At 53.4% G+C, this 14,138-nt stretch carries 9 protein-coding genes; 2 read left to right on the top strand and 7 right to left on the bottom strand.

Going from position 1 to position 14,138, the window contains the following annotated elements; translation table 11 throughout:
* Positions 1–24: 24 nt before the first annotated feature.
* Positions 25–150: a hypothetical protein gene (locus tag WC593_07210; protein ID MFA4824933.1), complete on the top strand. Its 126-nt coding sequence runs from the start codon at positions 25–27 to the stop codon at positions 148–150.
* Between the two features lie 23 nt (positions 151–173).
* Here WC593_07210 and WC593_07205 read toward each other — a convergent pair whose 3' ends face one another.
* Positions 174–449, bottom strand: a complete 276-nt coding sequence (locus WC593_07205) for a type II toxin-antitoxin system mRNA interferase toxin, RelE/StbE family (protein MFA4824932.1) — start codon at positions 447–449, stop codon at positions 174–176.
* The gene (locus tag WC593_07200) at positions 442–660 is read right to left on the bottom strand and encodes a hypothetical protein (protein MFA4824931.1); all 219 of its coding nucleotides are present in this window, start codon (positions 658–660) and stop codon (positions 442–444) included. Before WC593_07200 ends, WC593_07205 begins: the two co-directional genes overlap by 8 nt.
* A 568-nt stretch (positions 661–1,228) precedes the next feature.
* Here WC593_07200 and WC593_07195 point away from each other — a divergent pair.
* Positions 1,229–2,935, top strand: coding sequence for a histidine kinase N-terminal 7TM domain-containing protein (locus WC593_07195; GenBank protein ID MFA4824930.1), 1,707 nt, complete (start codon positions 1,229–1,231; stop codon positions 2,933–2,935).
* A gap of 243 nt (positions 2,936–3,178) precedes the next feature.
* Here the strand turns inward: WC593_07195 and WC593_07190 are convergent, their stop codons facing one another.
* The 5 genes from WC593_07190 to WC593_07170 form a co-directional block, all read right to left on the bottom strand.
* Positions 3,179–4,702, bottom strand: coding sequence for a carboxylesterase family protein (locus tag WC593_07190; protein MFA4824929.1), 1,524 nt, complete (start codon positions 4,700–4,702; stop codon positions 3,179–3,181).
* Positions 4,703–4,980: 278 nt separating this feature from the next.
* Positions 4,981–6,051: a metallophosphoesterase gene (locus WC593_07185; GenBank protein MFA4824928.1), complete on the bottom strand. Its 1,071-nt coding sequence runs from the start codon at positions 6,049–6,051 to the stop codon at positions 4,981–4,983.
* A gap of 77 nt (positions 6,052–6,128) precedes the next feature.
* Positions 6,129–7,679 (bottom strand): carboxylesterase family protein, encoded by a 1,551-nt coding sequence (locus tag WC593_07180; GenBank protein ID MFA4824927.1) that lies wholly within the window; start codon positions 7,677–7,679, stop codon positions 6,129–6,131.
* Between the two features lie 509 nt (positions 7,680–8,188).
* Complete coding sequence (locus WC593_07175; GenBank protein MFA4824926.1) at positions 8,189–9,103, bottom strand: hypothetical protein; 915 nt, start codon at positions 9,101–9,103, stop codon at positions 8,189–8,191.
* Between the two features lie 234 nt (positions 9,104–9,337).
* The gene (locus WC593_07170; protein ID MFA4824925.1) at positions 9,338–13,909 is read right to left on the bottom strand and encodes a PAS domain S-box protein; all 4,572 of its coding nucleotides are present in this window, start codon (positions 13,907–13,909) and stop codon (positions 9,338–9,340) included.
* Positions 13,910–14,138 lie beyond the last annotated feature (229 nt).

The raw sequence follows: 14,138 nt of genomic DNA, 5'->3' as shown, positions 1-14,138 counted from the left end.
CCAATCTCCCAAAATCTCCGGTACATGCACATCCCGGGCCCGTTCATGTTCCGGACAATTGTCAAACGCCCCATGCACACCGGCTCCCGGCTGGACCGTTACGCGGTGACCGGCCAGCCCCCGGGTTTCAGCGGGGACTTGGGAAAATAGTCTTCTGAATAAAGATTTGAACGTTAATACACTTCTTCGTGTGAACCGATATCGATCAGTACAACTTGTGTCCGGCTTTCATCAATAAAATCGAAAATGAGGCGGTGCTCGTACGTAATCCTGAACAACCAGAGTCCTTTCAGGACCCCGCTTAACGTATGGGTTTTTAATGAAGGATGAAACGGATCTTCTTCAAACTGAACAATCTTTTTGGCAAATTGTGCTTTCAGATCCGGGTGCTGGTTCGACCATTTCTTGTAGATCTTCTTGAACCGCTCCTCCCAGATGAGTTTAACCATTCAGATCCGCCAGAAGATCTTTTGCCGTTCCGCTCCGGCTTTTGTTTTTCTGCACGTTTGCTTTTGCCTGCTTTGCCCTGCTGACAATAGCCATGCGTTTTGCGTCGATAAGCCTGCGGTGGATGATCTCCTGGAGATATTGCTGGTCTTCGATATCGAGCTTCTCGACGTATTCAAGAACGGTATTGAGGGATACTCCTTCGGTTCCCATAAAGATGCCTCTGTACCATAATTGTTGTTGCCCTACAAAGGCATTTTGATGGTATGGGGAGTTCCCAACCCTCCGGTACCGCTCACTCCCCCAAAATCTCCAGTAACTGCCCGCCCCGGGCCCGTTCATGTACCGGACAATTGTCAAACGGCATGCGATGACCGGCTCAAGGCTGGGCCGTTACGCGGAGACCCGGCCAGCCCCCGGGTTTCGGAGGGGACTGGTGGGGCCCGGGCCTTCCGGTTCCGGAGAAGCTGAGCTCTTTCCGGTACCGCTCACTCTCCCAAAAGTCCCCCCGTGTTTTTCTCCAAGCCCTAAAAACGCCGGCACCAGTCAGAACCGGTGCAGACTGTTTTTTTTTTAAAAATAATCAGCACCATTTTTCACGAATGTAGCACAAAATGGAGGCTGGGCTCCCTTCGTAGTGAGGGAGCCTCTGACCTAAAAAAGGTGGTGGGAAGAAAGCCGGTCTCCGATGGCCGGGGACTATCGTAACCGTACACAAGCATTTATTGTCATTCTATTCCTATCGTCTATAAGTGTCAATGGTTGTGCAGGGAACCGGTTCATGACGTTGTTGTCAATCACACCTCTTGTTGTTGCAGGACTTACTGCCACTTTTTTCCTTCTTATCATCGGTTATCTTACCTTGCAGTTCCCGTACGGTTTGATTGGGCGGGTCGCGGTACTCATTCTGGCTTGTGCATCCCTGTACTCGTTCCTTTTCACCCTCTCTTTGGCAACTGTCGATCCCACGCTGAGCTTGATTCTTGTCATACTTCAACTGCCGCTGCGGCTTTTCTTACCCGTCTTGTCGTTTTATTTCATCCTCTTGTATATCGGAGAAATCGAGCGCATTACTCCCCGTATGCTTGCGCTAACCTGCCTGATTCCCGCTCTCGTACTCATAGTGGCGATGACCCCTTCGCTGCACAACCTCTTTGTAATCGGGATCTCTTCAACAATTATTGATGAAAGGTTAATTTTCTGGTTCACACCCGGCCCATTCTTCTGGCTCAGTCATCTCTATTCTTCGGTGCTGGTCATTGCAGGTCTCTCTCTGGCAGTAAGCAGATTTTTTCGTTCACCCCCTGTCTACCGGATCCAGATTGTGGCAATCCTGCTCGCATTTGTTGTGCCTTTTTTCATGCACAACGTTCTAATTTTCATGCCGGATTCCCTATTTTCGGTAGCGCTTGTTCTCGGTGGTTTCATTCTCACGGCAGTTGCCCTCTATGTTGCGACATCGCGTTACCAGTTCCTCACCCTGACACCGGTTGCCATCCCCGTTCTTTTTGACCAGATGACCGACGGGGTCATCATCGTCAATATCCAGAACAAGGTTGTGGAAGTAAACCCTGCAGCTGCACGGATCATAGGAACAGATCGTAACACGCTCATCGGCGTGATGGCAGATTCCCTTGTTCCTGATGTAGTCCTGTCCGATCCCGGGTGCGGGAAAGGCCTTAAAGCCCCCCGTACCATCACGCTCCCCCTTGAAGGCCAACCCCATTATTACGATCTCCGGCATATCCCGCTCTGCGGCTATGACCGGGTACCCGGTGGAAACATCATCCTGCTCCACGACAGCCATACACGGCACCTTACGGAACTCGGGCTCGTAAAATCGAATGAGAAACTCCAGTTGCTCACTTCCATCACCCGCCATGATATCCTCAATACCCTTACGGCCCTCATGGGTTCGCTCCAGCTGGCCCGGGCCGGACCCCTTCCGAAAGAAACCGATCACTACCTGACAAATGCCGAGAATCACGCGGAGCTTCTCCAGAGCCAGATCGAGTTCACGCGGGATTACCAGACGCTCGGGCTCCAGTCTGCACAATGGCAGAAGGTAAAAAACGCTCTTGACCCGTACCTTCCCGGACTGGAGAAAACGCGGATTTTCGTTGACCCCCTGCTTGCAGATGTTGTCGTCTTTGCAGATCCTATGTTAGGCCGGGTCTTTTACAACATGATCGATAATTCGCTCCGGCACGGGGGTCACATTGCCGAGATCAGGATCAGGGGGCAGGAGTCCGGGGAAGAATTTCTCATCACCTACGAGGATAACGGGGCCGGGATCCTGCAATCTGATAAGGAACGGATCTTCAATAAAGGGTACGGGAAGAATACCGGTCTGGGTCTTTTCCTTACCCGGGAAATCCTTGCCCTCACCAGGATTCAGATCCGGGAAACCGGAATCTACGGGGAAGGTGTCCGGTTTGAGATCCATGTTCCGCACGGGGCGTACAGGATAGTACGAGATAAGGTTTAGCTCATTTGATGATTCAGGTATTCCTGGACTGGTTGCATCGTCACTTCGCCATTCCTTTGTTTAGCCTGCTTATTTTCTATTCCTCCCCCGCCCACTTCACTATTCTGACCTGTTCCTGTCAATCCTCGCGAGACCAGCCAGCCCCCGGGTTTCAGTGGGGGCGGATAGGGGCTGTGCCGGGAAATACCCCGGACGGACCCCGGATGAAAAATTTTCAACCGTACCTTCTAAAAAGTGATTCTGTTAACCGGTCATCACAGAAGGGGTACTATTGATATTGAGATACTGGCCCTTCTGCCGGGTATAGTTCGGCCAGGTGACAGTCATCCCGCCGTTAGGGTTCCCCGTCTTGGCAAACCGTGTCCAGAGATCCACGACATTGTCAGCCACCGCCGGGTCCGCCGGAACTGGCACACCGAACAACAGGAGCGTCTCGCTGCCATGGAAGGCCCCGTTGGGCTGCCCGGGCAGGATATAGCTGTACCGGTACATGTAAGTGTCCGGGTTTATGTCTCCCATCGAGCCGGCGGCATACTTCACCGAGTCGCTGAAATCATAGTCAGTCATGATCTGCGCCAGCCGGAGCTGGACCTCGGCAGTCGAATTGGCAGGATATTTCACCAAGACCGCATCGGCATCCTTCTCGAACCTGCCCTTAATGAAGCTCACGTACTCCAGGACGGTCATATTGGCGCCCGCTGAGAGCGTGGTCCCATCATTGGCATTGTTCCCGATCATGAGGGGGACCGGGTTCTCCTTGTGGAGAAGGTACAGGTTATCCATAGTATCCGAAAGGATCCACCCGTCGACGGTTGGCTCGAACTGGACGGTGTGGGTAGTCCAGAACCCGGGTGACGGGGATGGCGTTGCATTGATCAGGGCTTCGGGATTTACCTGTCGCATCCGGGCGATCGCATCCGGGCCTGAGTACCCGAGGCTTGTTGCGTACTCCACACCGAACTGTTCGGCATACGCTTTCGGGTGAGTGGCATTGATGATCGCCCCGTGTGCCCAGAAGGGGCCGCTCTCAACAATTGCCTGCTGGAAGAGGCCTTTGCTCGTGGGGCTGGCAACGTGGATGAGGACGCTCTCGGCTCCTGCCGACTGCCCGAAGATGGTCACCCGGGACGGGTCCCCGCCAAACGCCCCGATATTTTTCTGCACCCACTTCAGGGCAGCCTGCTGGTCCATAAGTCCGTAATTGCCCGACGTATTATGCACAGACTCGCTGTCCAGCTGGGGATGGGCAAGGAACCCGAGAGCACCCAGCCGGTAATTTGGCGTGACAACGATGACTCCTTTCTGTGCAAGGGTGGTCCCGTTATACATCGGCATGTTGAAGGCAACATCCTTGAATCCCCCGCCAAAGAAAAAGACCATGACCGGCAGTTTCTCGCCAGCACTTTGTGCCGGGGTCCAGACATTGAGGTAGAGGCAGTCCTCGCTCATGTTCAGGGGAGCCGGAGATCCCGGCTGGGGACAGGTCGCTGAATACCCCTTCGTCTCCTTTACGCCGTCCCAGGGCTTGACCGGTGCCGGAGGTCTCCAGCGCAGGTCCCCGGTCGGGGGGGCCGCGAACGGGATGCCGTGGAAGACCCGGAGGTTGTCCTGCCGGATTCCTGAAACAGAGCCGTCGTCAGTCTTCACCATCACCGGTTCAGTGACGACACCGGTTGCCGGTGCCGGCTGGGTACATCCTGCCAGGAAGGAAAATCCGATGAGCAGGCAGATTACCAGAACACAACTTGTTACGTTACCTGTTTGCATACAATTTCATCCTCTTTTTACCGGCAAAAAAGCCGGGTTCTGGCAGGAGGTGAATTTCTCTAAAAAGCCCGCCATCGCGCTCTCGCCCCCGTATAACACGGCGAGTTTATGGTGATTATAGGCGTGTTATTGTTTAATGGTATGGCTGGTTGGATACGAGGACCGGGTACTAACCGGGGTCCGGGTGCTCCTGGTCCCTGAGTAAAATGAGAGCGGGGGTGTTTATTCTCTATTCATGGAAGACAAACATCTTGCCTTCGTCAGGGCACCCGGTTGTTTTACCGGGCAGGGATGGTGAAGGTATCCCCGTTTTCCCACGAACCGGTCACCGGATTCAACTGTTTCTCTACCCCGTCGATCGTCCCGGTCCCTTCGTGGACCGTGATGACAATGTAGCCGACTCTCTGGTCATTCTTGGTGATGGTCTTCTTTGGGTATTCCAGCGTAAGTGTGGGATCCACATTCGCAGGATCGAATGCTATCGCATGTGCCCCGGCGTTCCCGCTGACAACCTGCTGGACACCCTGGGATTGGCCCCTGACATACAGGTGGGCATGCCCGCAGAAATAGGCAGATACGTTGTTGTCCACCATGCTCTTCCAGAAAATATCGCGCTGCGGGGAATGCACATCGATGGCGTAATCATCCTCTTCAGCATCGTTAGCCACTGCATACGCAGGAGAATGCCCGAAGACAAACATGAACGGCCGGGTCTCCTGCGTGAGCTGTTCGTCGACCCAGCTCTGGTTCACCGTCTCTTTCTGACCATTGTGTGCGATATAATTGTCGTTCATGAGGAATTTTGCACCCTTGTGCGTGAACGAATACGTCAGCTTCTCTTCACCGGGCGGGCCGTTTGCCGGCATGCCGGCAGCCGCTGTTGCGAGATAGGCATCGAGGAGGGGCATAACGGTCTGGTTCGGGCCGTCCTCGTGATTACCCCGGATTACATACAGCGGGATACCGGTACCGTCACGGTAATTATGGATGGGAGCAACGTATTCCATCCAGTTTTCGAACTGGCCCGTGTAATTGCCCGCCATCGGGGACGCTTTGGTTAACATCCACCCGTTGACCATATCACCCAGGTACAGGGTGAGGTCAGGCTTCTCTTCAGCTATTGCTTTGGCAATCGGGATGAGGGACGGACTGACACCGGTGGTTGTGTTCCCCGCCGGGTCGGGGGAATCTGCGAATACGACAAATTTCCAGTCCCCGGACCCGGTGGGTGGTGTGGGGACTGCTGTTACCGGAGTGGTGTGAACCGGGGCTTGAGACGGGGCCGTGCATCCGCAGATGCTAACGGCAAGTATCAGGATCAGGGACAGGGACAACTGAAGCAATCGCATGGGGGGGTATTTCCATCCGGGTATTATAAAGTCTGTGATAGTTCGTTGTTGTTGTTTTGCATGCGAAAAAAGGAGTGCTAATACCCGCTCTTCACGATAGGATCAGCCCCGATATCGAGATATTGTTCCCCGACACGGGTATACTTCGGCCAGGTGACATTCATCCCGCCGTTCGGGTCCCCGGTCTTGGCAAACCGGGTCCAGAGATCGATCAGGTTGTCAGCGACAGCATCATTCACCGGATCCGAAGGAATCGGGACCTTGAATAACAGGATGGTCTCGCTCCCGTGGAATGCGCCGTAGGGCTGCCCGGGGAGGATGTAAGAGTACCGGTACAAATATATGCTCGCGTTTAAGTCTGCCATCGATCCCGCTACAAACTTTGCAGCGTCATTAAAGTCGTAGTCCGTCATGATCTGCTCAAGCTGGATCTGGACCTCTGCAGTTGAATTGGCAGGATATTTTGCAAGAACTCTATCTGCGTCCATCTTAAACCGGTTCTGGATGTATGTCCGGTATTCAGGAACGGTCATGTTTGCGTCTGCAGCAAGCGTTGTCCCGTCATCGGTGTTGTGCCCGATGATGAGGGGAACCGGATTCTGACAGTGGAGACGGTACAGGTTGTCCGGGGAATCAGGGATTAACCACCCGTCAATCGTTGGCTCGAAATGCCTGCTGTTTACCATCTGGAACGGGGATGCCGGCCAGGGGGTTGCATTGGCGATCTCCTGTGAACTCAGTTTTCTCATCTGCAAAATCGCATCCGGGCCGGAGTATCCGAGGCTTTGTGCGAATGTTTCCCCGAGCTGCTCCGCGTCGGCTTTTGCATTGAGGGAATCAATTTCCGCACCGTTTGTCCAGAACGTGCCACTCTCGACGATTGCCTGCTGGTAGAGCCCCCTGCTCTGCGGGCTGACAAGATGGATAAGGGTACTCTCCCCTCCCGCCGATTGCCCGAAGATGGTCACCCGGGACGGATCGCCGCCGAACTTCCCGATATTCCGCTGGACCCATTGCATCGCGGAAATCTGGTCGAGGAGCCCGTAATTGCCCGAGACGTTGTTGGGGGACTCGGTATCGAGCTGGGGGTGGGCAAGGAACCCGAGAGCGCCCACCCGGTAATTGGTCGTAACGACAACGACGCCCTTCTCTGCAAGGGCTGTGCCGTTATACAGCGGCATGGAGCCGGCTATCTTTCCGAACGCCCCGCCATAGAAAAAGACCATGACCGGCAGTTTCTCATCGGCACTCTTTGCAGGAGTCCAGACATTGAGATACAGGCAGTCTTCGCTCATGTTGAGAGGAGCCCCGGGACTCGCAGCGGCCGGCTGGGGACAGGCCGGTGAATACATCTTCGTTTCCTTCACGCCGTCCCAGGATTTGACCGGCGCGGGTGGTTTCCACCGAAGCTCACCGGTCGGGGGAGCTGCAAACGGGATGCCGGTGTAAACCTGAAGCCCGTCCTGCTGTAATCCTGAAACCGGGCCGGCGTCCGTTCTGACAACTCCGGCACCGGTTTTCACCGGACCGGCATCCGGTCCCTTCTGGGTACAGCCTGCCAGGAAAGAAAAACCGGTAAGGACCAGGCAGATTACCAGAACACAACTTGTTACTTTACCCGATTGCATACGACTTCATCCCTCTCTGCCTTCAGACAAAAAGTGCCGGTGTTCCGCTGAATGGCAGAATGTTAAGGGATCTGCCTTCTTTTTGTCATCTCGATAAGACCAGAGAACTTTTTGTGAATATTACGCTACAATATTTTTAACGCTATGTATCTGCCATTTTCCCGGCCACCATTCCATTCTGGGATCGCTCAGTCGTTTCCGATGTTCACTCTGCCAAGAGCGGCGAAACGTGCATGTCCGGAGCACATCTTTAAGGTACCCGGCCAAAAGTGACACTCCTCACCAGCCCACGGTTGCACGGACACGGGGGGGCCTGTGCCGTGAAATTTCCCTGCTGACCCTGCCTGGAAAATAGTAACCAGATCCTGCCCGGAATTTTTTCATCGCGATGCGGATCGCAATAAAAATGTGTTTCCGGATCAATCGGACCCTCCGGGAAAAAAGCTACCTCCGACCTTCTGATATTTCATGCAGCGTTTTGCCGCTATCACCTTAAGAAAAAAGAAGTATCAGTAGCCCCCGCCGCCCCCGCCCCCGCTGTCACTACCGCTGTCTCCATAATCAAAGGTCGGGGTTGGTGTCGGAGTTGGAGGAATAGTCGGTACCGTTGTCGGGACGGGAGGTACGAACCCGGACATGTTTGCCACGAACCACACATTGTTTACGCCCTGCCCGTTCATGTCCCCCGGTTTAGTGTCCTTGATGAAATAATAGAGCGGCCGGTCCTGGTACAGGGACTGCATGCTGCCATCCTGGCGTTTACCGCCGGAGAAAGAGGCTGTTTTCAGTATCGATGGCGCTATAAGCGGGCCAGATGAGAACGCCGGCCAGTTAGAAATACATGAACCTGTACAGGCTGTTGCCCCGGGATTGTCGGACGCAAAGAAATACAGGGTCCTGCCAGCCCCGTCTGTCAGGAATTCACCGGCACCGGGCTGCTGGGAGAGCATAACGGAGTAGTCGGGTTTTGCAACAAACCAGTTTTCGGTTATGCCTTCCCCTTTCATGTCGCCGGCTTGTACATCCTCCTGATAGTAGTAGAGCGGCCAGCCCTTGTAGCTTGTCTGGGGTGTACCATCAGCGCGAGTGATCACGGTGAAGTCAGAGGCCGCAAGAGGTGGGGATATGACCGGGGAATTTGTGTAAAATACTGGCCAGATCGTGGCGCATTTTCCGTAGCAGGTGCTGTTCCCGCTGCCGGGACGGTCCCGTGCAAAGAAATAGAGGGTCATTCCCCGTGCATCCGTGAGGATTGTCCCGAGTGAAGAGGTGATAGTTTTAATCGAATCTGAAGGTAAGGACTGTGTGACCGGTGCCGTTGCAACAGGATTCGCAACAGGTACCGGGGTGTTCTGCGTGCATCCTGCAGCCAGAACAATTGCGCATACCGCAATACATAGTACGACATATGCAAGGTTTTTCATACGGAATCACTGTTTCCCGTTTGGAAATATACCGTGGGGTAAATAATCATTGTGGCAAATTACAAAAAAAATAACTTCATGGAGTTCCGGTGTCAAAAACGATCCGGCGGCGGAAAGTACCTCGGATGGGGCCCGGCCTTCCGGTCCCGGCATATATCAGCCCTTTCCGGTATCGTTTACTCCGTCCTCCGGTCACCCGGCTGAACGGGGCTTAGTACCTGCCCTCTGAAGATTTTACCTGTTTTTTCCCTTGCTGCCGGTAAACCGGTACACTCCGTTCGGCACAAAAATCTCGAACCGTGCACCTTTCCCGGGTTCGCCGGTTTCCTTAATTGTCATGTCGGTGATGGAAAGAATCTCACGGGCGAGAAACAGGCCCATACCTTTCTTTTCCTCAAATCGCCTGTCAAAAATCTTTTCTTTCATATCGTTTTGAATCCCTGCACCGTTATCTTCAAAGATCAGGGTGAGCCCGTCCGGGGATTCATGATAACGGAATACGATTTCCGTTGCCGTTTTCCCGTGCATAACCACATTTTCAGCAAGCGTAAAAAAGACATTCTCAAGGAGAGGATCGGCAAAGATCTCCAGTTCTTCAACATCAAGTCTCCGGGATAAATTTGAAATGTCCAGGTGAGAAATACCAAAGAGGAAGGATTGTAAGACATCCTGCCATTCGGGGGGCTTTAATCCCAGGCTCTGATAATTAGCTGAAAATGTTAAGGATTCCTTGATGGTCTCAACAATTCCTATCTCCTTTTTCAGGTACTGCTGCAGTTTTTCATTCATCGGGATTGTTTTTTCCAGATCCAGATACCCGGACAGGGAAAATACCGCGTTCTGGATGTCGGCAAAAGTGATGGAATTCAACAGGTTCAGTTTCTTTGTTGCCCGGTCCAGCGCATCCTGTGCCATCTTTCGCTCCGTAATATCATGGAAGATGCCGAGGATGCCGGTGATATTTCCTGTATCATCCCGTATGGGGGTCTTTGACATGGAAATCCAGGATTCTCTGCCATCCTTGATGTACCGCTCTTCAATCGTCCTCGTTGTTCCGGATGCGATGACGGTCCGGTCAACCTCGTGGTAATGGTCCGCCAGATCGCGGGGAAAAAAATCAAAATCGGTCTTACCCGCAATCCCTTCGGCTGCAATGCCAAGATCGCGGGCATAGTGTTCGTTGCATGATACATAGGCAAGTGCAGTATCCTTGACAAAGATCTTCTCGGGAATATTTTCACCAAGTGTCCGGTACTTGCGTTCGCTCTCCTGCAGCGAATGGAGAAGGGAGTCCCGCTCGGTTACGGTCCGGGCGAGCTGGAGATTGCGGTAACTGATCGACGAGATCATCTGGGCAAACTTCGCATAAAATGTCATTAAGGTGTCAACCTTTTCCCGGCTCCAACGGGGAACCCGTTCAAGCGCGGCAAGGTATGCCTGCTCGTCAAACCCGTACCGGGCAGCCTGCGCACGGAAGAGTTCAATGTCAATGGATTCATCATCATACAGGAACTGGCCAAGGAAAATATTGCCCACGTGGTTCCCGCCAACGATAATGGGGGTGACAATGTCCCACATGTTATTCTTACACCGGTATTTCCTGAAAGTACCCGGCTCAACCTCTTCTGTGAGATGGGTATCGCTTTCAACACAGTTTGCACAGGTCTCGGGATTTACCCGGTGAAATCCTGTGCAGATCTCCTGCCAGCCGGTACCTACAAGGACATTTCCCTGGATATCAATAATGCCGATTCCCATATGCGTAATGGCATAGAAGTCATCCATCATCGACTGGAATTCCTGCGCATTAATGATGTCCCCCAGTTCCAGCGTGCCGATATCCCCTCCGGGAGAGAGGAGACTTTCAAGTTTCACCCTGACCTGTTCCTCACTCTTCCGCAGTTCCTGCTCACTCCTGCTCAGTTCGTCGACCGTATGCCGCAGTTCCTCTTCGGAAGCAGTCAGCTGTTCGTAGGAGCCCCTCAGTTCCTGGTTCTTTCTTTCCAGATCTGATTCAATCCGCTTCCGTTCGGTGATGTCGATGAACGTTCCGATCAGGCCCCCGACAGACCCATCGGATGTGTAGAACGGGGCCTTGTAGAAAATAACATCATGGCGGGAACCGTCCGCAAACATGATCTGCGTTTCATATTGCTGGCGAGCCGGGTTCTCAATCATCTCCTGGTCTGCTGCCCTGTACTTGTCCGCAAGGTCCTTGGGGGAGATATCATACACCGTTTTTCCGATCAGTTCACTGCGGAGGATCCCGATATATTCCTCGAACGGCGGGTTGCATCCAAGGTACTTTCCGTCTGCGCTCTTGTAGAATACCGGGACGGGAAGGGTATCGATCAGGGTTGCAAGGAACCGTGAAGATTCAGCGATCTTCTGCTCTGCCTCTTTACGTTCGGTAATATCACGATTACTGGCGCGGTTCCCCAGGTACTCGCTGTTGGTATTGTATACCGGCTGGCATTCATGACCTATCCATCGTGCTTCCCCGTTTTTCGTAATGATCCGGAATTCAAGCGCGTTATGTTCTCCAACGCCGCTCTTTACATTGGAGAGATGGGTGATAACCCTGCCACGGTCGTCAGGATGGGTAATAGTAACCAGGAGACCAGGATCGTGGATAAACTCTTCAGGACGATAACCGGTGATGCGTTCACAGGATGGAGAGACATAGATAAATTTCCCGTCGGGGACAATCCAGTATTCCCAGTCAAATGTAAAATCAGCGACAACCCGGTACCGCTCCTCGCTCTTATGTAACAACTCTTCGGCCTCTTTACGTTCGGTGATGTCTTCATGCACTACAACGACATTGCGGATCGCCCCCGCTGCATTACGGACCGGATAGATATGGCCCAGTACCCACCGTTTCCCTCCGGCACCCACGGTCTTTCCGGGATCGTAGAGCACCGGGGGAATTGTACACGCTTCTCCGGAGAAGCCTCTATTAATATAGGGCATTATTCCAAGGGCGGTGAGCTGCTCGTCCCAGCGCATATTGTAATCTTTCAGATTCTCAAGGGTCAGTCCCCAGAGTTCCTCAAAGGCACGATTGACCTGCACTGTTCGCCCATCAGGAGACAAAACCTGGATACTCAGGGGGGACTGCTCGATCGTGGTCCTGAAACGTTCCTCGCTCTCCCGCAGCACCTCCGCCGCCATCCGGCGTTCAGTGATATCCCGGCATAAGGTCAGGATGATCTGTCCCGAATCAGCCTGGATGACCGAGGCATTGATCTCCACGGGCTGGATAGTACCGTCCGGTTTCTGGTAATCGATCTCAAGGCCCCGGACCTGTCCCGCTTTAAGGCATTGTTCAACTTCCCGTGCATTCCTCTCGAGATCATAGGGGGCGGTCCAGTCTGTCACCGTTCTCCCCTGTATCTCGCGAAGTGTTGACCGGCCGCAAAGCCGGAGGTATTCCTGGTTTGCCGTTATGACCCGGCCGTCTTTGTCAAGGATAACATACCCGGTACCGGTGGTCTCAACAAGGCTCCGGTACTGTTCCTCGCTCTTTGCGAGATTTTTCTGGATGCGGCTGAGTTCATCGAACTGGCTTTTGAGTTCCTCCTCAGAAGCGGTCAGCTGTTCATAGGACGCCATCAGCTCCTGGTTCTTTTGTTCCAGTTCGGATTCAATCCGTTTGCGCTCATCGATATCGGTATGGGTCCCCACCATACGGATCGGATTGCCCCCGGAATCCCGTTCAACTACTTTACCCCGGGCAAGGATCCATTTCCAGTCCCCCTGTTTTGTCCGCATCCGGAATTCTACTGAATAACTTTCGACTTTTTGCCCGATGTGGTCCTGGATCTTCTGTTCTGCCCGACCCGCATCGTCCGGGTGGAGCAGGGAACGCCATGTGGCATACGTTGCGGGTAGTTCACCGGGGTCATAACCGATCATGGTATACCAGCGGTAGGAAAAAAAAGTCCCGCCGGTGGGGATATTCCAGTCCCAGATCCCGTCATTGGTGGCATCCAGCGTGAGCCGGTATTTCTCCTCGCTCTTTTGTTGCGCCTCTTCTGCCTGCTTTCGAGCTGTTTCATCACTGTAACTCGCAACGATCTCCCCGGAGGGAAGTTTAAAGATAAAATTATCCCGCCACCCGGATATACGGTTATCTTTATAGAACGAGATGGGAAACGATTCTGGAATGCCCGTGCGCCAGACGCGCCGGAAGACGTCAAGAATCCCGAATTCCTGTACCCCGGGAAAAATATCCGTCACCGTGCGCCCGACAATCTCATCCCTTGCTACCCGCTCTGTTTTCTCCGCAGCCTTGTTGAATTCCAGAATCAAAAAGTTCTCACCGTCGGCGACAGCCTTGTAGATCGCTACGCAGTCATGCATGTTATCGACAAGGGAGCGATAGCGGTTCCCGCTCTCTTTCAATGCTCTCTCCGAAGTGCGCCGCTCGACGGCGGTACGGATCTTATGCGAGAGCTCGGCGTACTGCGCTACGGGATCGCCGCCTTTCTGGAGGTAGAAATCCACACCGCTGTTGATTGCCTCAATGACCACTTCTTCCCTGCCCCTCCCGGTAAACAGGATGAACGGGAGGGTTTTGTGGATTTCACGCACCTTCTTTAAGAGGGTGATCCCGTCCATCTCCGGCATCTGGTAATCCGAGACTACTGCATCATAGTGCCCTGCAGCAATCTGGCTGAGGGCTTCGCTTCCCGAGAGGCTGCAGTCAACAGAAAATCCTGCTTTTTTTTCAAGGTACAGTTTGGTAATTTCGAGCAGGGAAGGTTCGTCATCAACATAGAGAACGCGATAGCTGGAGGCCATGGAATAAGATCACTGTATAGTCCAATCGTGAATAAAAAGCCATGGTTGCGGCCCCCCATCCCGGGAACTCCCTGCACAAAACCGGTCAGCCCCCGGGTTTTTGCGGGGACGGGTGGGGCACTACCCTCTCTCTTGTGGGGTACATGGGGCACTTATATCCCATTTACCGGAAAGGCTTACGAGAAAACTGTACAGAAAAAAGATCCCGGAAATGACCCTCAATGTGCCC

This window comes from Methanoregula sp. (genome assembly GCA_041645435.1).
Taxonomy (GTDB): domain Archaea; phylum Halobacteriota; class Methanomicrobia; order Methanomicrobiales; family Methanospirillaceae; genus Methanoregula.
This window is presented reverse-complemented; position numbering and strand designations above follow the sequence as displayed.